General features: G+C 63.3%; 21 protein-coding genes, 1 tRNA gene and 1 pseudogene. 9 read left to right on the forward strand and 14 right to left on the reverse strand.

Annotated elements, in window-relative coordinates; genetic code table 11:
• Window positions 1–240: 240 nt before the first annotated feature.
• The 3 genes from rpsU (at window position 241) to ABID19_RS33565 (ending at window position 2163) form a co-directional block, all read left to right on the forward strand.
• Window positions 241–516, forward strand: a complete 276-nt coding sequence (gene rpsU / locus ABID19_RS33555; protein WP_095488505.1) for a 30S ribosomal protein S21 — start codon at window positions 241–243, stop codon at window positions 514–516.
• Between the two features lie 166 nt (window positions 517–682).
• Window positions 683–1528, forward strand: a complete 846-nt coding sequence (locus ABID19_RS33560; RefSeq protein WP_354494787.1) for a tetratricopeptide repeat protein — start codon at window positions 683–685, stop codon at window positions 1526–1528.
• Between the two features lie 161 nt (window positions 1529–1689).
• Window positions 1690–2163 (forward strand): DUF992 domain-containing protein, encoded by a 474-nt coding sequence (locus ABID19_RS33565; protein ID WP_354494788.1) that lies wholly within the window; start codon window positions 1690–1692, stop codon window positions 2161–2163.
• Here the strand turns inward: ABID19_RS33565 and ABID19_RS33570 are convergent.
• Window positions 2156–2281 (reverse strand): hypothetical protein, encoded by a 126-nt coding sequence (locus ABID19_RS33570; protein WP_354494789.1) that lies wholly within the window; start codon window positions 2279–2281, stop codon window positions 2156–2158. The two genes, ABID19_RS33565 and ABID19_RS33570, sit on opposite strands and share 8 nt — an antisense overlap.
• 184 nt (window positions 2282–2465) lie before the next feature.
• On the opposite strand from ABID19_RS33570, the gene ABID19_RS33575 reads away from it, so the two are divergent.
• Window positions 2466–3902, forward strand: coding sequence for an MFS transporter (locus tag ABID19_RS33575; protein ID WP_354494791.1), 1437 nt, complete (start codon window positions 2466–2468; stop codon window positions 3900–3902).
• A 95-nt stretch (window positions 3903–3997) separates the two neighbouring features.
• Here ABID19_RS33575 and coaBC read toward each other — a convergent pair whose 3' ends face one another.
• The 3 genes from coaBC to ubiE form a co-directional block, all read right to left on the reverse strand.
• Window positions 3998–5467 (reverse strand): bifunctional phosphopantothenoylcysteine decarboxylase/phosphopantothenate--cysteine ligase CoaBC, encoded by a 1470-nt coding sequence (gene coaBC / locus ABID19_RS33580; protein ID WP_354494793.1) that lies wholly within the window; start codon window positions 5465–5467, stop codon window positions 3998–4000.
• A 66-nt stretch (window positions 5468–5533) separates the two neighbouring features.
• Entirely contained in the window at window positions 5534–7108 is a 1575-nt protein-coding gene (ubiB, locus tag ABID19_RS33585) for a 2-polyprenylphenol 6-hydroxylase (protein WP_354494795.1), read from the reverse strand.
• Window positions 7109–7178: 70 nt separating this feature from the next.
• Entirely contained in the window at window positions 7179–7955 is a 777-nt protein-coding gene (gene ubiE, locus ABID19_RS33590; RefSeq protein ID WP_354494796.1) for a bifunctional demethylmenaquinone methyltransferase/2-methoxy-6-polyprenyl-1,4-benzoquinol methylase UbiE, read from the reverse strand.
• Window positions 7956–8103: 148 nt separating this feature from the next.
• On the opposite strand from ubiE, the gene ABID19_RS33595 reads away from it, so the two are divergent.
• The 3 genes from ABID19_RS33595 (at window position 8104) to ABID19_RS33605 (ending at window position 10521) form a co-directional block, all read left to right on the forward strand.
• Window positions 8104–9078, forward strand: coding sequence for an adenosine deaminase (locus ABID19_RS33595; RefSeq protein WP_354494798.1), 975 nt, complete (start codon window positions 8104–8106; stop codon window positions 9076–9078).
• Window positions 9079–9220: 142 nt separating this feature from the next.
• Entirely contained in the window at window positions 9221–9850 is a 630-nt protein-coding gene (upp, locus tag ABID19_RS33600; protein WP_352935197.1) for a uracil phosphoribosyltransferase, read from the forward strand.
• A gap of 107 nt (window positions 9851–9957) precedes the next feature.
• Window positions 9958–10521, forward strand: coding sequence for a TIGR02281 family clan AA aspartic protease (locus ABID19_RS33605; protein ID WP_354494800.1), 564 nt, complete (start codon window positions 9958–9960; stop codon window positions 10519–10521).
• A 76-nt stretch (window positions 10522–10597) separates the two neighbouring features.
• Here the strand turns inward: ABID19_RS33605 and deoA are convergent, their stop codons facing one another.
• From deoA to ABID19_RS33635, 6 genes are all read right to left on the reverse strand, one after another.
• Window positions 10598–11917, reverse strand: coding sequence for a thymidine phosphorylase (gene deoA, locus ABID19_RS33610; RefSeq protein WP_354494802.1), 1320 nt, complete (start codon window positions 11915–11917; stop codon window positions 10598–10600).
• Window positions 11917–12735: a purine-nucleoside phosphorylase gene (locus ABID19_RS33615; RefSeq protein WP_354494804.1), complete on the reverse strand. Its 819-nt coding sequence runs from the start codon at window positions 12733–12735 to the stop codon at window positions 11917–11919. The genes deoA and ABID19_RS33615 overlap by 1 nt, the downstream gene beginning before the upstream one ends.
• A complete protein-coding gene (cdd, locus tag ABID19_RS33620) occupies window positions 12732–13124 on the reverse strand; it encodes a cytidine deaminase (RefSeq protein ID WP_354494806.1) in 393 nt (130 codons plus the stop codon). The genes ABID19_RS33615 and cdd overlap by 4 nt, the downstream gene beginning before the upstream one ends.
• A 119-nt stretch (window positions 13125–13243) precedes the next feature.
• On the reverse strand, window positions 13244–14215 hold the full coding sequence (locus ABID19_RS33625) for an ABC transporter permease (RefSeq protein ID WP_354494808.1): 972 nt from the start codon (window positions 14213–14215) through the stop codon (window positions 13244–13246).
• A 1-nt stretch (window position 14216) separates the two neighbouring features.
• A complete protein-coding gene (locus ABID19_RS33630; protein WP_352935212.1) occupies window positions 14217–15356 on the reverse strand; it encodes an ABC transporter permease in 1140 nt (379 codons plus the stop codon).
• Window positions 15353–16885, reverse strand: coding sequence for an ABC transporter ATP-binding protein (locus ABID19_RS33635; RefSeq protein WP_352935214.1), 1533 nt, complete (start codon window positions 16883–16885; stop codon window positions 15353–15355). The genes ABID19_RS33630 and ABID19_RS33635 overlap by 4 nt, the downstream gene beginning before the upstream one ends.
• A 291-nt stretch (window positions 16886–17176) precedes the next feature.
• Between ABID19_RS33635 and ABID19_RS33640 the strand changes: the two genes are divergently transcribed.
• Complete coding sequence (locus ABID19_RS33640; protein ID WP_123151274.1) at window positions 17177–17383, forward strand: SlyX family protein; 207 nt, start codon at window positions 17177–17179, stop codon at window positions 17381–17383.
• 68 nt (window positions 17384–17451) lie between these two features.
• On the opposite strand, the gene ABID19_RS33645 is transcribed toward ABID19_RS33640, so the two are convergent.
• The 3 genes from ABID19_RS33645 to ABID19_RS33655 all read right to left on the reverse strand — a co-directional run bounded on the left by ABID19_RS33645 (window position 17452) and on the right by ABID19_RS33655 (window position 19701).
• Window positions 17452–18441, reverse strand: coding sequence for a BMP family lipoprotein (locus ABID19_RS33645; RefSeq protein WP_352935217.1), 990 nt, complete (start codon window positions 18439–18441; stop codon window positions 17452–17454).
• 209 nt (window positions 18442–18650) lie between these two features.
• Window positions 18651–19316 (reverse strand): peptide-methionine (S)-S-oxide reductase MsrA, encoded by a 666-nt coding sequence (msrA, locus tag ABID19_RS33650; RefSeq protein ID WP_354494810.1) that lies wholly within the window; start codon window positions 19314–19316, stop codon window positions 18651–18653.
• 61 nt (window positions 19317–19377) lie between these two features.
• On the reverse strand, window positions 19378–19701 hold the full coding sequence (locus ABID19_RS33655) for a hypothetical protein (RefSeq protein ID WP_352935222.1): 324 nt from the start codon (window positions 19699–19701) through the stop codon (window positions 19378–19380).
• Between the two features lie 426 nt (window positions 19702–20127).
• Between ABID19_RS33655 and ABID19_RS33660 the strand changes: the two genes are divergently transcribed.
• Window positions 20128–20217: transfer RNA gene (locus ABID19_RS33660), tRNA-Ser, on the forward strand.
• A 65-nt stretch (window positions 20218–20282) separates the two neighbouring features.
• On the opposite strand, the pseudogene ABID19_RS33665 reads toward ABID19_RS33660, so the two are convergent.
• A pseudogene (locus ABID19_RS33665) lies at window positions 20283–20642 on the reverse strand (transposase); the annotation flags it as partial.
• Between the last annotated feature and the right edge of the window lie 102 nt (window positions 20643–20744).

Raw genomic sequence — 20744 nt, forward strand, 5'->3', positions numbered from 1 at the left:
CCGACACACCGCCGTCCGGGGTCATAATTCTTGCTTTTTGACGGCAGTTATGCTAAGTATTTAGGTATGGTGCTGATTTGCGCCGACGACCCGCCGCCGAGGCGGGTTTTTCGTTTCGGCAGTGGACAGAGCGGCATGATTCTGCTATCAGCCGCCACAATTCGTGGTGTAGATCGCCGCGGAGGCTAGTGGCTATGGCCGCTTGCCTGTTGATATCAAACACGAAAGACAGGATTGCCCGTGCAGGTACTCGTCCGCGATAACAATGTTGACCAGGCGCTTCGCGCGCTCAAGAAAAAGATGCAGCGCGAAGGCATCTTCCGCGAAATGAAGATGCGCGGACATTACGAGAAGCCGTCGGAGAAGCGTGCCCGCGAAAAGGCGGAAGCCGTTCGCCGCGCCCGTAAGCTGGCCCGCAAGCGCGCCCAGCGCGAAGGCCTGTTGCCGATGACGCCGCGCCCGGTGGCGGCTGGTGGTGCTGCTGGTGCCGGTGCTCCGCGTCCGCCGCGGTTCTAACGCCAATTTTTCGTCCTTTTCGAAGGGTATCCAAGGTGGCGCGATGTGTAATCGCCGCCACCTTTTTGTTTTGAATTCCTCCCTATTCGGATAGGCCGGTTCGCAGAGGATCGGTTCGGAGGGGAACAGACCTGACGGCGCGGCGGGCAGTGAGGACAGAGCAGACATGAATGCAATAAGCGTGGAGCGCAGAACCGCATTGCGCGGCTTTGCACTGACGGCAGCCCTGCTTTCCGGGCTGGCGCTCGCCGGCTGCCAGACAGCCCCGACCGGCGAATTCACCAACATCGACAAGGCACAGGGGTCGGCCGAGAACATCTCCTCGTTGTCGGCGGTTATCCAGCGCAGTCCCCAGGATCCGGAAGGCTACAATGTGCGCGGCTCGGCCTATGGCCGCGGTGGCCAGTATCAGGCGGCGCTCAAGGACTTCAACACCGCCATCCAGCTCAATCCGAATTTCTACCAGGCCTATTCGAACCGCGCTCTCATCCAGCGCTTCCTCGGCGACCAGGCGGCCGCGCTTGCCGACTACAACCGCTCGATCCAGATCAATGCCGACTATGACGCCGCCTATATCGGCCGCGGCAATCTCTACCGCAAAGCCGGCCGTACCCAGGAAGCGTTCAACGATTTCCAGAAGGCGATCCAGCTCGACACGACCGATGCGCGCGCCTACCACAATCGCGGCCTGATCTATCAGAGCCAGGGCCAGCACGCTTTCGCCATCGAGGATTTCTCGACCGCCATCTCGCTGGCGCCGGACGCCGCCGAACCCTACAATGGCCGCGGCCTCTCCTACCTCGCCATGAACGACGAGGACAATGCCTTCGCCGACATCAACATGGCGATCAAGCTCGACGGCAAGAATGCCGAGGCCTGGTCCAACCAGGCGCTGATCTACGAGCGGCGAGGCGACAAGGCCAAGGCGGCAAAATCCTACCGCGAGGCGGTGCGCCTCAACCCGACCTACCAGCCGGCCAAGGACGGCCTGGCGCGCACCAGCGCCAGCTGACCGACGGCGGCGCTCGGCCTCATGGCAAGCCTGGCGTTTGGCATGCCTTCGAAGCCTTCAATGACTGTCCATTGACGCCCGCCTTGATCGCGCCAAGTTTTCGGCGGAACGCTCGCGATGCTCAGCCGTTGTTCAAGGCAATTCGCAAAAGGACACCTCCCATGATCAAGAAACTCGCCTGCGCCGCCGCTCTCACCGTCACGGTTCTCGCCGCGCCTGCCAGCGCGGGCAGGCTGGAGCTCGGCGTGCTCGACTGCACCATCGATGGCGGCACCGGCTATGTCATCACATCCAACAAAGGCGTGGCCTGCACCTTTCGCCCCCATCATGGCGGCCCTCCCGAAGCCTATACCGGGGTTATTTCCAAGCTCGGCGTCGACGTCGGCAAGACACACCAGGGCGAATTGATCTGGGCGGTTCTGGCGGCCACTCGCGACCGTAATTCCGGCGATCTCGCCGGCAGCTACTATGGCGTCAACGCCGAGGCCAGCGTGGTCACCGGCGGCGGCGCCAACCTGCTGGTCGGCGGTCTGAACAGCGCCTTCTCGCTGCAGCCGCTCAACGTACAGGCGCAGACCGGCGTAAACCTGGCAGTCGCGGTCACCTCACTGGAGCTGATCCACTCGTTCAAATAAGCGGCATGGCGTAGCTCTGCGCGGTGCGGGACAGAATGGGCCTGTTCCGCGCCGCGTGATTTTTGGGCATCGCCATGGCAATGATGTTCATCGCTGCCGCGATGATCGTCGCCGGCATCAATGTTCGCTCACGCTGACTTTCTTGCCTTCGTCAGCGTTCCCGGCGCACCTGCAAAAAACCCCTTGAACTCAACTGCGGTTGAGGTTTTACAACCCGTCCCCGAAGCGCCGCGTGCCTGTCTGGAGACGAAGAGCGCTCCACCATTTTTTGAATTGGCGTATAAGAACGTTCGGAGGGCGGGGTGATCGAAACCAGCACAAACAGGGTTGATTGGCGCGCGCTGTGGGCGAGCGGCGACCTGGCGCGCTTCTGCTTCATCAGCCTCGGTATTCTGCTGCACGCCACCAACGAAACCATGGTGGCAACGGTGATGCCGGCCATGGTCGGCGAACTCGCCGGCGTTCAGCTGGTCGGCTGGTCGCTGGCAATCTACGAGCTCGGTGCCATCGTCGCAGGCGCTGCCGCCGGGCGGCTTGTGAGCTACGTCGCGCTGCGCACCAATATGGTGGTGGCCGCCCTGCTCTACGCGGCCGGCGCCCTGGTCTGCGCCATTGCGCCTTCCATGCCGCTGTTCCTGACCGGGCGCCTGATCGAGGGGTTTGGCGGCGGCGCACTGGTGTCGCTGGCCTTCGTCTCGGTCGAGCGGCTGTTTCCACGTGCCATCTGGCCGCAGCTTTTCGGCATCATGTCGGCAATCTGGGGCGTCGCTGCCTTCAGCGGGCCGGTGCTCGGTGCGGTGATGACCGAGTTGCTCTCCTGGCGCTGGGCTTTCGGCGTCTTCACGCTCGGCGGCACGGCCATGGCGTTGGCGAGCTTCATCGTGCTCAACACGCCCGAGGCGACCCGGCCGCAGGCGATCACCGGGACGGCGCCGCCCTTCCCCTTCGCCGCGCTCGGCTGCCTTGCCGTCAGCGTTGTGCTGATCGCCACCGCGGGGGTCGACATTGCCCTGCTGCGTTCCTCTCTGCTGCTTGCCCTCGGCCTGCTCGGGCTCGCGCTGTTCGTCCGCATCGATGCGCTGAAGCCGCGCTCGCGGCTGTTCCCGTCGCGGCTGTTCTCATGGCGCTCGCCGGTCGGCGCGGGCATGACCATGGTCGCCGCCTTTTCGGTGGCGACCTGTTCCTTCGCCGTCTATGGGCCGCTGCTTCTGACCAGCCTGCATGGCATTCCGATCCTGACCACCGGCTATATCATCGCCGCCGAATCGATCGCCTGGTCGATCCTGTCGATCCTCGTCGCCAATGCGCCGCCGGAGCGCGAGAGGCTGATCATCACTGGTGGCGCGCTGATGATCGCGACCGGCATCGCCGGTTTCGCCTATGCCGTGCCGGCGGGTTCGATACCGCTGATCCTGTTCTGCGCCTTGCTGCAAGGCGGCGGCTTCGGCATTGCCTGGCCCTTCGTCACCCGCGTGATCGTTGCATCGGCCAGGGATGGCGAGCAGACGATCGCCTCCGCTGCCGTGCCAACGATGCAGCGCATCGGCTATGCGGTCGGCGCCGCGTTGACTGGTATCGTCGCCAACGCCAGCGGTTTTTCCGAAGGCCTGAACCGTGAGGCAGCGGCAAATGTCGCCACCTGGCTGTTCCTCGCCTTCGTGCCGCTCGGGATTCTGGGATGTCTTGCCGCCCTGAGGATCTCAGGGCCGGCAGCCCGGCCACAGGAAGCAACCGGCTAGAGCATCGGACCCAAGTGCGAAGCGGTTTCGGGAAAATCCGATGCTCAAACAAAGAAACAGAGCGGCGGTACGATTCGACCTGAGAGTCCGCCGCTCTAGACGATAATCGTTTTCAGCCGTTCGGCGATCAAGGCGGCGAGCCGCGTCGCCACCTCGTCCTTGCTCATCTCGGGCCATTCGTCGACACCGGCCTTCGAGACGATCCGCACCTTGTTGCGGTCGCCGCCCATCACGCCCGAAGACCCTGTGCCGCTGTCATGCGACACGTCGTTGGCGACGATGAAATCGGCGCCCTTCTTCGCAAGCTTGGCCTCGGCGTTCTTGACGAGATCCTGCGTCTCGGCGGCAAAGCCGACGACCAGGCTGGGCCGCTTCCTGTGATGACCGACACCGGCAAGAATATCAGGGTTTTCGATCATCTGCAGCGCCGGCGGCCCCTTGCCCGCCACCTTCTTGATCTTCTCGCCGGCCGATGTCTCGCTGCGCCAGTCGGCGACTGCCGCGACGAACACCGCCGCATCCGCCGGCAGCAGTTGTTCGACGGCGTCCTTCATCTCGTTTGCGGTTTCGACATGCAGCGTGGTGACCTCAGCCGGATCGGCAATGCCGACCGGACCGGACACGAGGCGCACATCGGCGCCTAACCTTGCTAGCGCCGCCGCAATGGCGTGGCCCTGCTTGCCGGACGAGCGATTGGCGATGTAGCGCACCGGGTCGATCGGCTCATGCGTCGGCCCTGAGGTGACGATGATCTTTCTGCCGGCCAGCGGCTTCGGCCTGACGTCGAGCAGCGCCTCGATCGCGGCGACGATCTCCAGCGGCTCGGCCATGCGGCCTTCGCCCGCTTCGTTGCTCTCGGCCATCTCGCCCTTCGCCGGGCCGACGAATGCGATGCCGTCCTTGGCGAGCGTTGCCCGGTTGCGCCGGGTCGCCGGATGCGACCACATTTTTGGGTTCATGGCCGGCGCCATCAAAACCTGCTTGTCGGTGGCGATAAGCACGGTGGAGGCAAGGTCATTGGCGTGGCCGTTGGCAAGCTTCGCCATCAGGTCGGCGGTGGCCGGCGCTACGACGACAAGGTCGGCCTCGCGCGAAAGTCGGATGTGGCCGACATCGTGCTCGTCATTGCGGTCGAACAAATCGGTGAAGACGTGGTCGGCGGAGAGCGCCCCGACCGACAGCGTGGTCACGAATTCCTGCGCCGCAGCCGTCATCGCCACGCGCACCGCAGCGCCGCGCTCGCGCAGCCGGCGGATCAGATCGAGCGCCTTGTAGGCGGCAATGCCGCCGCCGATAATGAGCAGGATGCGCTTGCCGGAGAGGTTACCTCGCGGGAATTGGCTGGACACGGCGGCAATTGGCGTTGCCGCACTGTGCGAACTCGTCAATTCGCGGAGGGTTTTTTCGATCTGGTCGATGCGGCCAACCGGACCGAGCTGCCCTTCGACCGCGGCCCGGATCATAACCCGCGCCTGTTCTTCCATCGACCGGTCATTCTCTGCCGCGAGTCGGCGCAGCAGGTCCTTTACCTCATCATCAAGGTTGCGAATGGTGATGCTGGCCATATGATTGCACTTTTGCCCAACTAATTGAATGCAATGATAGCAATGCAATCAAATGTGGACAAGCCGCTAGAAAACCCGCCAAGCGATATAGACCAGCGTCACCGCGATCACCCACAGCGCCAGCCGGCCGGATCGGGTGTGGCGCGCCTCGGCCTTGCCGATCGCGTGCGCTGTCCTTTCGTCGAAGCGCAACCCATGTTCGGCCATCAGGTCGATTTCGCGCGACAGGCGCTCGGTGCGGGCGGCGAGGTCCGGCGCCTGGCGAGCCAGCGCCAGCAGCGCACTTGCGCCGTCGCGCGCGTCGGCCAGCAGAGCGCGCGGACCGAGATTGCCTGAGATCCAGCCGCCGACCACCGGTTCGGACGTCTTCCACATGTTGAAGGTTGGGTCGAGGGTGCGGGCGACGCCCTCGACCACCACCATGGTCTTCTGCAGCAGCACCAGTTCGGAGCGCGTCGCCATGTCGAAGAGGTCGGTCACCTCGAACAGAAGCGTCAACAGCTTGGCCATCGAGATGGTCTCGGCCGGCTGGCCGTGGATCGGCTCGCCGATCGCCCGGATCGCCTGGGCGAATGCCGCGACATGGTGCTGGCGCGGCACGTAGCCGGCTTCGAAATGCACTTCGGCAACGCGCAGATAGTCGCGGGTGATGAAGCCGTAGAGAATTTCGGCGAGAAAACGGCGCTCCTTCTTGCCGAGTCGGCCGGCGATACCGAGATCGACAGCGACGATGGTGCCGTCGGGCTCAACGAACAGGTTACCCGGATGCATGTCGGCATGGAAGAAGCCGTCACGCAGCGTGTGGCGCAAGAATGACTGAACCAGATTGACGGCGATCGCCTTCAGGTCGTGGCCGGCGGCAGTGAGGCCGGCAATGTCGTTCATCTTGATGCCGTCGACCCATTCCATGGTCAGCACGTCGCGCCCGGTACGTTCCCAATCGACGCGCGGCACGCGAAAGCCGGGGTCATCCTTGGTGTTCTCGCCGAGCTCCGAAAGCGCTGCCGCCTCGAGCCTCAGATCCATTTCGATCTTGGTGGTCTGCGCCAGCGTCTGGGTCACTTCGACGGGCCGCAGCCGGCGCGACGATGGGATGTATTTTTCTTGGAGACGGGCGGCGAGGAAATAGCTTTCGAGATCGCGAAAGAAACGGCGGCGCACGCCCGGCCGGATGACCTTCACCGCCACCCGCGAACCGACGCCGTCCTGCAGGGTTTCGGCGATATGGACCTGAGCGATCGACGCGGCGGCGACTGCCTCGCCGAAACTGGCGTAGAGCTCGCCGACTTTGCGCCCGAGCGAGGCCTCTATCGCCGCAATGGCCTCGGCCTGCGGAAATGTCTGCATCTTGTCCTGCAGCATGGCGAGATCGAGCGCTATGTCGTTGCCGACGACATCGGGCCTTGTCGCCAGGAACTGGCCGAGCTTGACATAGGACGGGCCGAGACGGACGACCGCCTTGGCCAGCCGATCGCCACGCTCATAGGCAAGCGCGCGGCGGCGGGTGAACAGCCGTGCCATGCGCCAACCGAATTTCGGCAGGCCGGAGAGCTCGTCGCCGGGCAAGGCTGCCACGACGCCTTCGCGGACAAGCACCCAGCCAGCCCGCACGAGCCTGAAACCAGCGGCGAGCTCGCTCATGGCCGCGCTTGCCCTGCCGGTTTCCTAGACCGGCGAAGGGCACATCGAGTGTGAAAAATACCGGCCAGCCTCAAAGCTTCCAGCCCGAATGAAGCGCAGCAATGCCGCCGGAATAATTGCGAAAAGAGGCCCGGTCGAAGCCGGCGCGGGAAATCATCGCCGCAAAATTCTGCTGATTGGGAAATTTGCGGATCGATTCAACCAGATAGGAATAGGGCTCGCCGTCACCGGTGACCGCCTTGCCGATCCTGGGGATGGCATTGAATGACCACGCCTCATAGGCCTTATCGAGCACCGGCATGTCGACCTCGGAAAATTCAAGGCACAGAAAGCGCCCGCCGGGCTTCAGCACACGATAGGCTTCGGCGAGCGCCACATCGATGCGCGGCACGTTGCGAATGCCGAAGGCGATCGTGTAGGCGTCGAAACTGGCCTCGGCGAACGGCAGTTCCTCGGCATTGGCTTCGACGAAATCGGTATTGTCAGTCAGGCCGTTTTTCTCGGCCCGGTCGCGGCCGACGGCGAGCATCGAGCCGTTGATGTCGAGAACGGTGGCATGAGCGTTCCTGCCGCTCGCCTCGACGATGCGGAAGGCGATGTCGCCGGTGCCGCCGGCAACGTCGAGAACGCTCCAGCCGGGTCGTTTCGGTGGATTGAGCCATGTGACCATGGCGTCCTTCCACAGCCGGTGGAGCCCGGCCGACATCAGGTCGTTCATCAGATCGTAGCGGTTCGCGACCTTGTGGAAAACGTCATTGACCAGGGACTGCTTCTCGCCTGCCCCTACACGCTTGAAACCATAGGAGGTCTCCATGCCGCCAACGGCCGTGGTTCTCTCAACCGACATTATTTTTGATCCGCCATAAAACCGGCGGGACCATAGCCGATCGATGGTGCCGACGCTATTGTTTAAGGCGCGGTGTTCGGCCGCGCTTCTCGGTTGTGGAATCACGCTTATGCTCCACGACCCCGGGTTGACCTGACGGGATGATTGCATGCCTTTGAAAGCGGAACTGCACTGCCATATCGAAGGGGCAGCGGCGCCCGAACTCGTCATCCGCCAGGCGCAGAAATACGGCAAGGACACCTCGCCTTACATTCAGGATGGCTCTTTCATCTGGCACGATTTCACCTCGTTTCTCGCTGCCTATGACTTCTCCTCCGACCTGTTCCGCACGGAAGAGGACTATGCGCGGCTGGCCGATCATTACCTGACCAGCCTCGCCCGAGACGGCGCCATCTATTCCGAGATCTTCACCTCGCCGGACCACGCCGGGAAGGCCGGCCTGTCGCCCAAGGCCTACACAGACGCACTCGGCGAAGGCATGGCGCGCGCCAAGGCCAAGACCGGCATCGAGGGCCGCATGATCGTCACCGGCGTGCGCAACGCCGGCGTCCAATCGATCGAGCAGGCAGCGCGCTTTGCGGCCCGTTGCGGGCATCCGCTGGTCACCGGCTTCGGCGTCGCCGGCGACGAGCGGATCGGCGATCTGGAGGACTATGTCAGGGCTTTCGAAATCGCGCGCGAAGCCGGCCTCGGCATCACTGTCCATGCCGGCGAACTTATGGGATGGGAGAGTGTCGAGGCGGCGCTCGACCACATCCGCCCCTCCCGCATCGGTCACGGCGTGCGCGCCATCGAAAACCCAGATCTTATCAGGCGCATCGCCGACGAAGGCGTCGTGCTCGAATGCTGTCCCGGCTCCAACATCGCGCTGAAGGTCTTCGACAGTTTCGCCGACCACCCTTTTCCGGCACTGCGGGCGGCGGGCTGCAAGGTGACGCTAAACTCCGACGATCCGCCCTATTTCTGGACGTCGCTGAAGCGCGAATACGACATTGCCGCTGAGCATTTTTCGATGGACGACAAGGCGCTCGCCGCCGTCACCAGAACCGCAATCGAGGCCGCCTTCGTCGATAAGAAGACCAGGGCAATGCTGCTGGGCCGGCTCGACGTCAAGGGTAGGTGAATGGTGAATGGTGAATGGTGAATGGTGAATGGTCCACTCGGCGCCTCGGTCCGTCAACCGCGGTTTTTCCGCTGAACCAAGGACTCGCAAACCTATTCACTATTCACTATTCACCATTCACCTGCGCAGCTAGGAGAACACCATGAAGGGCGTCACCGTCGTCGACCATCCGCTTGTCCAGCACAAGCTGACCATCATGCGCAAGAAGGAAACCTCGACGGCCGGCTTCCGGCGGTTGTTGCGGGAGATCTCGCTGCTGCTCGGCTACGAGGTCACCCGCAACCTCGAACTGACGACGACGACGATCGAAACGCCGATCGAGACGATGGAAGCGCCAACGCTGGAGGGCAAGAAGCTGGTCTTCGCCTCGGTGCTGCGCGCCGGCAACGGCTTGCTCGAAGGCCTGCTCGACCTGGTGCCGGCGGCGCGTGTCGCCCACATCGGCCTCTACCGCGACCATGAAACGCTGGAAGCGGTCGAGTATTTCTTCAAGGCGCCGAGCGATCTCGCCGACCGGTTGGTGATCGTCGTCGACCCGATGCTGGCGACCGCCAATTCGGCGATCGCGGCGATCGACAAGCTGAAAGGGCGCGGTGCCACCAACATCCGCTTCCTCTGTCTGCTGGCGGCACCAGAGGGCCTCGAGCGCTTCACCCAGGCGCATCCCGATGTCCCGGTGTTCACCGCTTCCATCGACCGCCAGCTCAACGAGAAGGGCTATATCATGCCCGGCCTTGGCGACGCCGGCGATCGCATGTACGGGACGAAGTGACCGTGCCACTCATTTACCGATCGTTTACGCAAACGGCCGCTTTCCGCATCTGTTAAAGCGGCAAACACTATGTCGCGATAGGTATGGGCCTTCACGAAGGCCGGTCCATGCTGCGCAAGCTTCTCATCCTTGGCGTGCTCGCCGGAACATCGACGTCGATCCCGATCGTCTATCAGTCGAATCCCCAGATACTCGACAACCTGTTGAAATCGGCGGTCGGGGCGAGGCCCACCGCCGAACCGCAAACGGAGCTGGATCTGGTTGCGGTTCGCGATAGGCCGGCAACGCCGCAGCCGCTCGGCCGCAAGGTCGTCGTCACCGCCGACGCCCGCGGCCATTTCACGTCGGCGTTCAAGCTCAACGGCCGTCAGGTCGACGGCATGATCGACACCGGCGCGACGCTGGTCGCCATCAACTCTTCGACAGCGCGCAGGATCGGCATTTCACTGAACGCGTCGGACTTCCGCCACACGGTCAACACCGCCAACGGGGCGATCAAGGCTGCCGTGGTGACTATCGATCGGCTGCAGATCGGCAAGATCACGGTCGACGGCGTCCAGGCGGTGGTGCTCGACGACAAAGCACTGCGCACCAATTTGATCGGCCTGAGTTTTCTCCAGCGACTTCAAAAATACCAGGTCGAGAACGGCGCGCTGCTGCTCGTCCAGTGACCATGATCCCGAAAAGTGGAAACCGGTTTTCGGAAAAGATCATGATCCAACATGAAGGTCGAGCCTTCTGACTGGACTAACCGCGCGGCAGGATCCGCCGGATGACGGTTTTTTCCGCGGGCGGCTTCGAAGCGCCGATCGTGTAGGCCGACAGCACGGCGGCCGCGGCCGCCTCGGCATCGCCGGCATTGCGGGCATGGACCAGCGCCAGCGCCTCGCCGTGCCGCACCTCCGCACCGACCGGCAACAGCCGGGTGATGCCGACCGCATGGTCGATCCTGTCGTCCGGCCGGATGCGCCCGCCGCCGAGGCCGACGACGGCAAGCCCGATGTCACGGGTGGCGATGCCGGTGACAAAGCCGTTTTCGGTCGCCTTGACCGCAAACTCGGTCGCCACCTTCGGCAGGTATTTTTCCGGATTCTCGACGAAATCGGCCGGACCGCCGAGCGCCGCCACCATGCGCGCGAAGACGGCCGCCGCGCGGCCACCGGCAAGCGTCTCGGCGGCGCGCCGCATGCCATCCTGGTTGGACGAGACCAGCCCGGCCGACTGCAGCATCTCGGCGGCCAGCGCCAGCGTCACATCCTCCAGGCGCCGGTCGCGGAAGCGGCCGGTGAGAAAATCGACGGCATTGCGCACCTCGACCGCATTGCCGGCTGCCGATGCCAGCGGCTCGTTCATGCCGGTGACCAGCGCCGAGGTCTTCAGTCCTGCGCCATTGGCGACGTCCACCAGGCTGTTCGCCAGTGTCGTTGCATCGCGCGACCTCTCCATGAAAGCGCCGTTGCCGACCTTCACGTCAAGCACCAGCGACTGCAGGCCGGCAGCGAGCTTCTTCGACAGGATCGAGGCGGTGATCAGCGGCACCGATTCGACGGTTCCCGACACGTCGCGGATCGCATAGAGCTTGCGGTCGGCGGGCGCGAGATCGGCGGTCTGGCCGATGATGGCGCAGCCGGTTTCGAGCACCACCTTGCGGAAACGCGCAACATCCGGCTGGCTGATATAGCCTGATATGGCATCCATCTTGTCGAGCGTGCCGCCGGTATGGCCGAGGCCGCGGCCGGAAATCATCGGCACATAGGCGCCGCAGGCGGCTACAATCGGCGCCACCATCAGCGAGACATTGTCGCCGACGCCGCCTGTCGAATGCTTGTCGGTGACCGGGCCCGGCAGGTCCGACCAGTCGAGCACATCGCCGGAATCGCGCATGGCCAGCGTCAGCGCCACCGCCTCGTCGCGGCTCATGCCGTTGAAGAACACCGCCATGGCGAAGGCCCCGACCTGCCCGTCCGAGACGGTGCCTGATGTCACGCCTTCAATGAAGCTGGCGATCTCCTGCACCGACAGCTTGTGGCCATCGCGCTTGCTGCGGATGATTTCCTGGGGAAGCATCAGGCCGGGACCTTACTCTCCGGCAACCCGTCCTGGAACACACGCTGGAGAATGTTCGCCAGCCGCGCACCGCCGACCGGCGCCATGTCCTTGGTCTCCTGGTGCGAAAGCTCCGCCCCGGTCATCCCTGCTGCAAAGTTGGTGATGACCGAGCAGGCGGCGACGCGCAGGCCGAGGAAACGAGCAAGAATGACCTCCGGCACGGTCGACATGCCGACGGCGTTGGCGCCCATGATACGCGCCATGCGGATCTCGGCGGGCGTCTCGAAGCACGGCCCGGAAAACCACATATAGACACCCTGGTGCAGCGCGGTATCCGTCGCCTTCGCGGCCGTCTCGATCGCCGCGCGAAGGCCGGCATCATAGGCTTCGGTCAGGCCGACGAAGCGGCGGTCGCTCGGCTCGCCGATCAGCGGGTTGGAACCCGAGAAATTGATGTGGTCGGTGATCAGCATCACCGAGCCCGGCCCCATGTCCGGATCGACCGAACCGGCGGCATTGGTCAGGATCAGGTTCGAGATGCCGAGGCCGGCGAGCACCTCCAGCGCCGGCCGCATCGCCGCCGCGTTGCCATGCTCGTAATAATGCGCGCGGCCGGACAGCATCAGCACTGGTGTGCCGGCAAAACGTCCCGCCACCACCTCGCCGGCATGGCCGGTGACGCCGCTTCTGGGAAAGCCCGGCAATTCGGCATAGGAAATGCGGACAGCGTCCTCGACCTGGTCGACGAGCCCGCCAAGGCCCGACCCCAGCACCAGCGCGGTAGCGGGCGCCAGCCCGTCCAACCTTTCGACGAGACGATCTAGCGCTTCCTTCATTTCAAAATATCGCCCTGGAAGCCGTAGGGCAGCATCTCGCCCATGGTTACGGTCTCGACCACGCCGCCATTGTCGCAAAGATAGACTTTGGTTTCCGGCCGGCAGAATTCGGCCAACCGCTGCCGGCAGCCGCCACAGGGCGAGCATTTCGCCATGCGCTCGGCGATCACCGCGATCTCCGTGATCTTGCCGCCGCCGCCCATGATGTAGTGGCCGAGCGCAGTGGTTTCGGCGCACCAGCCTTCCGGATAGGACGCGACCTCGATATTGGCGCCGGCAAAGACGCGGCCGTCCTCGGTGCGCAGTGCCGCCCCGACTGGAAACTTCGAATAGGGCGCATAGGCCTTGGCCATGGCGGCCTTGGCCGCTTCGAACAGATCATGCGACATTTAGTTTTTCCCTCGCATGATCTTGTCCGAAAACCGGGCTCCACTTTTCGGAATCATGCTCATATTTCCTTTTCGCATGGTCTGGTCCGAAAACCGGCTTCCACTTTTCGGGGCCATGTCTAGCGTTCCTTGACATAGGGCACGCCGCCGGCGCGCGGCGGGATCGCCTTGCCGATGAAGCCGGCGAGCAGGATGACGGTGAGAATATAGGGCAGCGCCTGCATGAGCTGTACCGGCACCTTGCCGATCACCGGCAGCGGCGTGCCCTGTAGGCGGATCGACAGCGCGTCGAGGAAGCCGAACAACAGGCAGGCGAACATGGCGTTGACCGGCTTCCACTTGGCGAAGATCAGCGCGGCCAGCGCGATGTAGCCCTTGCCGGCGGTCATGTCCTTGACGAAGCCGCCGTTCTGCACCATCGACAGATAGGCGCCGGCAATGCCGGTGAGCACACCGGTGCAGATCAGCGCCCGATAGCGCAGCCAGGCGACCGAGATGCCGGCGGTGTCGACTGCGGCCGGGTTCTCGCCGACCGCGCGCATACGCAAGCCGAAGCGGGTGCGAAACAGCACCCACCAGGTGAACGGCACGGCGAGGAATGCAACATAGACCAGCACGGAATGGCCGGAGATGAGTTCCGAATATATCGGGCCGAGGATCGGCACGCCCCTGAGCGCGTCCGCACCGGGCCAGATGATCGCCCCGAACCGTTCGCCGGGCGCAAGCGCTGGGGTGCGCCCGCCTTGCTGGAACCAGGCCTGGCCGAGCATGATCGTCGATCCGGCGGCGATGAAATTGATCGCGACGCCGGAGACGATCTGGTTGCCGCGATGGGTGATCGAGGCAAAGCCGTGGATCAGCGCGAAGGCGACCGAGATGAGGATGGCCATGCCGAGACCGAGATAGGCGGAGTGGAAGACCGAGGCTGCGGCGGCACCGGCGAAGGCGCCGACCAGCATCTTGCCCTCGAGCCCGATGTCGAAGATGCCGGCCCGCTCGGAATAGAGGCCAGCGAGGCAGGCGAGCAGCAACGGCACCGACAGGCGGATGGTCGAGTCCAGAACCTGGATGATGGCGTTGAACAAATCCATCTCAGGCGCCCTTCCCCTTGATCGCTTCCATGCCGACAGATCTCGGGCTGAGCGAGGCGAACAGCGCCTGGACATAGGGCCGGAACATGTGCTCGAGCGCGCCGGCGAACAGGATGACCAGACCCTGGATGATGACGATCATGTCGCGGCTGATCGCCGGCATCTCGAAGGCAAGCTCGGCGCCGCCCTGATAGAGCATGCCGAACAGGATTGCCGCCAGCACGATGCCGACCGGGTGCAGGCGCCCCATCAGCGCCACGGCGATGCCGACGAAACCGGCGCCCGAAACGAATTCGAGCGCGACATTGTGCTGGTCGCCCATCGTCGGGTTGAGCGCCATCATGCCGGCCAGCGCACCCGAAATCATCATGGCTATGATGATGATACGGGTCTCCGAAATGCCGGCATAGCGCGCCGCTTTCGAGCTGTGGCCGTAGGTGCGCATCTCGTAGCCGAGCCTGGTGCGCCAGATCAGCACCCAGACCAGAAAGGCCATGGCCAGCGCCAGCAGGAAGCTGATGTTGAACGGCGCCGAGCGTATCTTGGCGCCGAACAGCTCGATGACCCAGTTGAGCTTCGGCAGTTGCGCGCCGTCGAGGAAGGTACGCGTCTGCGGCGCCATCGAATTGGCCGGCTTCAAGAACCCGACCAGTGCGTAGACCATGACGCTGGCAGCGATGAAATTGAACATGATGGTGGTGATGACGATGTGCGAGCCGCGCTTGGCTTGCAGATAGGCCGGGATCAGCGCCCACAGCGCCCCCATTGCCGCGGAAGCGATGATCGCCAGCGGGAAGGTGAGCCACCAGGGCAGCACGCTGTCGAAGGCCAGGCAGACGATGCCGATGCCGAGACCGGCGATATAGCCCTGGCCCTCGCCACCGATGTTGAACAGGCCGCAATGCGCCGCAACCGCCACCGAAAGCCCGCTGAAGATGAAGGTGGTGGCGTAGAAAAGCGTGAACGCAATGCCTTGCCCTCGGCCGAAGGCTCCCTCGACCAGGACGGCGGCCGCGCGGAACGGATTTTCTCCAACCAGAAGCACGACGAAGCCGGCGACGACGAAGGCAACGGCGAGATTGATCACCGGGATCAGCCCGTAATCGGCCCAGGCCGGCAGCTTGGCGTAAGGCGTGCTCATGCCGCCGCCTCCTGGCGCTCGACACCCGCCATCAGCAGGCCGAGCTCGCCCTCGGTCGCCTCCGGGCCGCGCTCGCCGACAATGCGGCCGGCAAACATCACCAGGATGCGGTCGGAGAGCGAACGGATCTCGTCGAGCTCGACCGACACCACCAGCACCGCCTTGCCCTGGTCGCGCATGGCGATGAGCCGTTTGTGGATGAATTCTATGGCGCCGACATCGACGCCGCGCGTCGGCTGGCCGACGATCAGCACGCCGGGATCCTGTTCCATTTCCCGCGCCAGCACGATCTTCTGCTGGTTGCCGCCCGAGAAATTGGCGGTCTTGAGCCGGCAGTCCGCCGGGCGGATGTCGTATTTAGTAATTTTGTCCTTGGCGTCGTCGCGGATGGCGTCGATGTTGAGGAACGGCCCCCGGAGGTAGCGCGGATCGTCGTGATAGCCGAGGATCGAATTCTCGTTCTCCTCGAAGGCCAGCACCAGCCCGACGTGATGACGGTCCTCCGGCACATGGGCGAGACCACGGTCGCGCAGTTCGCCGGGATCGGCGGCCCCGGTGAGATCGATCGGCTTGCCGTCGAGCATGACGGAGCCCGAGACGGCGCGCCTGATGCCGGAAATCGCCTCGAGCATTTCCGATTGCCCGTTGCCGGCAACGCCGGCTATGCCGACGATCTCGCCGGCGCGCACATCGAAAGAGATATCGTCGACCATGGTGACGCCGCGGGAATCCTTCACCGTCAGGTTCTTCACCGCGAGTTTGACACCGCCGGCTTCCGCCTCGCCCTTCTCGACCCTGAGCAGCACGCGGCGCCCGACCATCAGCTCGGCCAGCTCTTCGACTGTCGTCTTCCTGGTCTCCCTGGTCGCCACCATTGTGCCCTGGCGCATGACCGACACGGTGTCGGTGATCGCCATGATCTCACGCAGCTTGTGGGTGATCAGCACGATCGTTTTGCCCTGCTCCTTCAGCTGCTTGAGGATGCGAAACAGATGGTCGGCTTCTGCGGGCGTTAGCACGCCCGTCGGCTCGTCGAGGATCAGGATCTCGGCGCCGCGATACAGCGCCTTGAGGATTTCGACACGCTGCTGCAGGCCGACCGGCAACTCCTCGATGATCGCATCGGGATCGACCTCCAGCCCGTATTCGCGCTCGAGCCGTTCCAGTTCCGACCGCGCCTTGGCGATGCTCTTCTTCAGCAGGGCATCGCTTTCGGCACCGAGAATGACGTTTTCCAGCACTGTGAAATTGTCGACCAGCATGAAATGCTGATGAACCATGCCGATGCCGAGCGCTATGGCGTCGTTTGGCGACTTGATCGACGCCGGCTTGCCGCCGACGCGGATCTCGCCGCTGTCGGCCTGGTAGAAGCCATAGAGGATCGACATCAGCGTCGACTTGCCGGCGCCGTTCTCGCCGACAATGCCGTGAATGGTGCCGCGCACGATCTCCAGATTGATGTCGCGGTTGGCGCGCACGGCGCCAAAACTCTTGTTGATACCGATCAGCTCGATTGCGGCTTGCGCCATGCAGCCCTGTCCCACTCTTATTTTTTTATCGCTTGGTCAAAACGCCTAGCATGACACCCCGTCTGTGCCAATCGGCCGGAGCAGCGTTCACTCTCGACAAATCACCGCGCGCTTGTCAATTTCGAACGTGGCCGCAGCCTTCACATTCGCTGTAGCATCGACCGGAAAACCGGATTCGATTTTCGGAAAGCACGATGCGAAGATTTAAGAGTCTTAGAGCGTACTTTGTGCGTCCAAGTGGACGCACGTCGCTCTAATGTCGCACTTTGCAAGTCCAAGGATTTTCAAATGATCATGCCCGCCGACCGGCTGACGACGCTGGAAATCCGCGCCGCCGAGCAGGAGAAGACCATCGAGGAGCTATCCGGCCAGATCGCCGAGCAATGGAAGGTGATCGAGCGCATGCAGCGCAAACTCGATGCGCTGACCGATCGCTTCCTGGCGCTGGAGGAACAGGCAGCGCCCGATGTGCCGGTGACCAAGCCGCCGCACTGGTGAGCTTACCGATAAGCAAAACCGCCGGGTTTTCACCCGGCGGCTTCGATCATGTCAGCGACGTCGGTCGATCAATACGGGCAGGCATTGTCCGACATATAGTCGTGCACTTTGACGGTACCGGCGATGATGTCGGCCTTGGCCTTTTCGACCGCCGCCTTCATCGCGTCGTCGACAAGCGCCTTGTTGTTGTCGTCCATCGCGTAGTCGACGCCGCCTTCCTTGAGGCCGAGGTCGTTGATGCCGCCGGTGAACTTGTCGTTCTTGGCGTCCATGAAGGTGTTGTAGACGGCAACGTCGACGCGCTTGACCATGGAGGTCAGCACTTTGCCGGGCTGCAGTCCGTTCTGGTTGGAATCGACGCCGATGCCGAGCTTGCCGGCATCCGCCGCCGCCTGCAGCACGCCAACCCCGGTTCCACCTGCCGCCGCGTAGATCACGTCGGCGCCTTGGTCGATCTGCGTCTTGGCGATCTCGCCGCCCTTGGCCGGATCGTTCCAGGCTGCCGGCGTGTCGCCGGTCATGTTCTGGATGACATCGGTCGCGCCGGCTGCCTTGGCGCCGCCGACATAGCCGCAGCCGAATCTGCGGATCAGCGGAATATCCATGCCGCCGATGAAGCCGACCTTCTTCGACTTCGAGGCCATTGCCGCCATCACGCCGACGAGGTAGGAGCCTTCCTGCTCCTTGTAGACGACAGAGCGGACATTGGGCTTGTCGACGACCATGTCGATGATGGCGAATTTGGTGTCGGGAAACTCGACGGCGATCTTCTCCAGCGCATCCGCCCAGGAGAAGCCCGCCATGGCGATCGGATTGCGGCCATCCTCGGCGAAACGGCGCAGCGCCTGCTCGCGTTGGGTCGCGTTGCTGACCTCGAATTCCACATAGGCAATGCCAGTTTCGGCCTTGAACTTTTCGGCGCCATTATAGGACGCTTCGTTGAACGACTTGTCGAACTTGCCGCCGAGATCGTAGAGAAGCGCGGGCTGAATATCCGCGGCGAAGGCCGGAAGAACCATCGCAGTTGCGGCCAGGAGGCCGAGAACGATACGTTTCATGTGATCCACACCCTGTCGGTTATTTTTTCCGTTACGCGCCGCCTGCCAGCCCGGTTTTCCGGCAGGCATGCGACATCAGACAGGAGTGTCCTCCTCCCGCTTCGGGCCAATCTGGCACGGCCCGAAACAAAATTCACGCGGAATTTTGACCTTCTGGAAAAGCGTGGCGCCGCATCCCGGCGCCACGGATCATCGTCTCGCCAAAGGCCTCAAGCCGAGACAGCAGCCGGAATGGCGCAGGCGACGCCGGTGCCCTGCAGGTTGCAATAACCATAGGGATTCTTCGCCAGATATTGCTGGTGGTCTTCCTCGGCGAAATAGAATTCAGGCGCCGGCGCGATCTCGGTGGTGATCTTGCCGCGGCCGGCGCCGCGCAACGAGGCCTCATAGGCATCGCGCGAGGCGATCGCCGCCTGGTATTGCGCATCACCGAACGTGTAGATCGTCGAACGGTAGGTGGTGCCGACATCGTTGCCCTGGCGCATGCCTTGCGTCGGGTCGTGGCTTTCCCAGAACAGCTTGAGAAGCTGCGCATAGGACACGATCTTGGGGTCGTAGACGACGAGCACGACTTCGGCATGGCCGGTAAGACCGGTGCAGGTTTCCTGGTAGGTCGGGTTGGGGGTGACGCCACCGGCATAGCCGACGGCTGTGACCCACACGCCCTCGACCTGCCAGAACATGCGCTCGGCGCCCCAGAAGCAGCCCAGCCCGAACATCGCCGTCTCCAGTCCCTCGGGATAGGGTCCCTTGAGCGGCCGCTTCGAGACAAAATGTTCGGATGCCGTCGCGATAGGTTTCGCACGACCCGGCAGCGCCTCGGCAGGCTTCGGCAGATTGAGTTTCTTGTTCAGCAAGTCGCTGAGAAAAAACATGCGCGGTCTCCCTTTCTCGTTGTTTGGGGCTTTCTCTTTGTTTGGAGACACTGGAAAGTCATCAGGTCTGGGCGAACCGTCCGGTCAGCCGCTGCCGCCTGTAGCCGATCATGTAGAAGATGAAGGCAAGCAGCGCGAACACTGCGAAGCCGGGCTGGTTGAGCACCCAGCCGATGACGCCGTCCCACAACAGCGGACCGGCTTTGCCGCGCACGAAGCTTTCAAAAGCGATTCGTGTATCCGGCGAGACGGCCAGCCAGCTTGTGTTGAGCGGGGTCATGACCACCGCGGAGGCCGCCACCGAGCGTGTCGCGTCGAGCACCGCCATGATGACGGAGACCGAAAGCGCAACCATTGCCGCGAGACGGAAAAGAAAGCGAAGCATGCAGACCCTTCCTCCCCAAAACTCTAGCGACTTCCAATATCTGTTTCGAACAGAGAGATAATGCGCGCTTGCCTGGTTCGCAATTGCGACACGCGAATTTGAAGCTCGACCCGACGTTCGCCGGATGGGCCGGGGACAGACGCCACCGGTCTTCTGCTGCGGAGCCGGCGCCGCACCGAAGCCCCGCGCCGGCGGCATCGTAAAACCAACTGGGCCGGCAAAGCGAATAGAGTGCCGTTATGACTTGGCATTCGACGTCGGATCGACTAGATGAGCCCCGCGCCTGTTGCTTTGACGGCTCAGGTGCGGGGAAGGGTATCGGTTGGTTGACGGCACCCACGGCGCGGAGTTTCCGGGCCGGAATCCCCAAGGGAGACGCATCTCCCAACCCGCGCGGCGAAACCGGCCGGCGCGAAATGCTGAGACGGAGAGGTGGCCGAGTGGTTGAAGGCGCACGCCTGGAAAGTGTGTTTACGGGAGACCGTAACGCGGGTTCGAATCCCGCTCTCTCCGCCAACTGGCCTTCATAAAAGTCGTTATTTTTCAAAAACTTAGTTATGGTCTTGACCAAGGGAGCCGGAGAGCGGCAGGTAGTAGTAGTTGCCGTAATAGTCATGAAAGAAGCGCCCCTCCTGATTGCCGTGCAGGGGATCGTCGGTGGTGTCCAGATCGAGCACGATCTCTTCGGGCGGCGCCGCAAGCGCGCCAAGGAACAAGTCGACGAACAGCGCCTCGATCGCCGCCGCATCATGGCTGATCTTGTGATAGCGCGAAGGCTGCGGCCGGCTCAGTTCCAGCCGGTTGAGCGCCGACTTGCCGGCGAGGGCCGCGCATTTCTTGTGACGCCGCGCCTTGAGCTTGCCGGCCAGCACCGCCAGCATCGGATCATGGCGCAATTCGACATGGTCGTTGAGGTCTTCATGGCCCAGTGCCAGCGCCAATATCCGCTCAGTGATCCATGGCCTTGACGATTTCTTCGGTCATCTTCTTGGCGTCGCCGAGCAGCATCATGGTGCCGTCCTTGTAGAACAGCGTGTTGTCGA

It is taken from the genome of Mesorhizobium robiniae, from assembly GCF_040545535.1.
Taxonomy (GTDB): Bacteria; Pseudomonadota; Alphaproteobacteria; order Rhizobiales; family Rhizobiaceae; genus Mesorhizobium; species Mesorhizobium robiniae.

Coding starts and splice junctions, on each gene's coding strand:
- ABID19_RS33630 (WP_352935212.1), bottom strand. CDS start 15,356: ATGAGCACGCCTTACGCCAAGCTGCCGGCCTGGGCCGATTACGGGCTG.
- ABID19_RS33635 (WP_352935214.1), bottom strand. CDS start 16,885: ATGGCGCAAGCCGCAATCGAGCTGATCGGTATCAACAAGAGTTTTGGC.
- cdd (WP_354494806.1), bottom strand. CDS start 13,124: ATGTCGCATGATCTGTTCGAAGCGGCCAAGGCCGCCATGGCCAAGGCC.
- ABID19_RS33625 (WP_354494808.1), bottom strand. CDS start 14,215: ATGGATTTGTTCAACGCCATCATCCAGGTTCTGGACTCGACCATCCGC.
- ABID19_RS33615 (WP_354494804.1), bottom strand. CDS start 12,735: ATGAAGGAAGCGCTAGATCGTCTCGTCGAAAGGTTGGACGGGCTGGCG.
- ABID19_RS33605 (WP_354494800.1), top strand. CDS start 9,958: ATGCTGCGCAAGCTTCTCATCCTTGGCGTGCTCGCCGGAACATCGACG.
- coaBC (WP_354494793.1), bottom strand. CDS start 5,467: ATGGCCAGCATCACCATTCGCAACCTTGATGATGAGGTAAAGGACCTG.
- ABID19_RS33560 (WP_354494787.1), top strand. CDS start 683: ATGAATGCAATAAGCGTGGAGCGCAGAACCGCATTGCGCGGCTTTGCA.
- ABID19_RS33655 (WP_352935222.1), bottom strand. CDS start 19,701: ATGCTTCGCTTTCTTTTCCGTCTCGCGGCAATGGTTGCGCTTTCGGTC.
- ABID19_RS33570 (WP_354494789.1), bottom strand. CDS start 2,281: ATGCCGGCGACGATCATCGCGGCAGCGATGAACATCATTGCCATGGCG.
- ubiE (WP_354494796.1), bottom strand. CDS start 7,955: ATGTCGGTTGAGAGAACCACGGCCGTTGGCGGCATGGAGACCTCCTAT.
- msrA (WP_354494810.1), bottom strand. CDS start 19,316: ATGTTTTTTCTCAGCGACTTGCTGAACAAGAAACTCAATCTGCCGAAG.
- upp (WP_352935197.1), top strand. CDS start 9,221: ATGAAGGGCGTCACCGTCGTCGACCATCCGCTTGTCCAGCACAAGCTG.
- deoA (WP_354494802.1), bottom strand. CDS start 11,917: ATGCTTCCCCAGGAAATCATCCGCAGCAAGCGCGATGGCCACAAGCTG.
- ABID19_RS33595 (WP_354494798.1), top strand. CDS start 8,104: ATGCCTTTGAAAGCGGAACTGCACTGCCATATCGAAGGGGCAGCGGCG.
- ABID19_RS33645 (WP_352935217.1), bottom strand. CDS start 18,441: ATGAAACGTATCGTTCTCGGCCTCCTGGCCGCAACTGCGATGGTTCTT.
- ABID19_RS33565 (WP_354494788.1), top strand. CDS start 1,690: ATGATCAAGAAACTCGCCTGCGCCGCCGCTCTCACCGTCACGGTTCTC.
- ubiB (WP_354494795.1), bottom strand. CDS start 7,108: ATGAGCGAGCTCGCCGCTGGTTTCAGGCTCGTGCGGGCTGGCTGGGTG.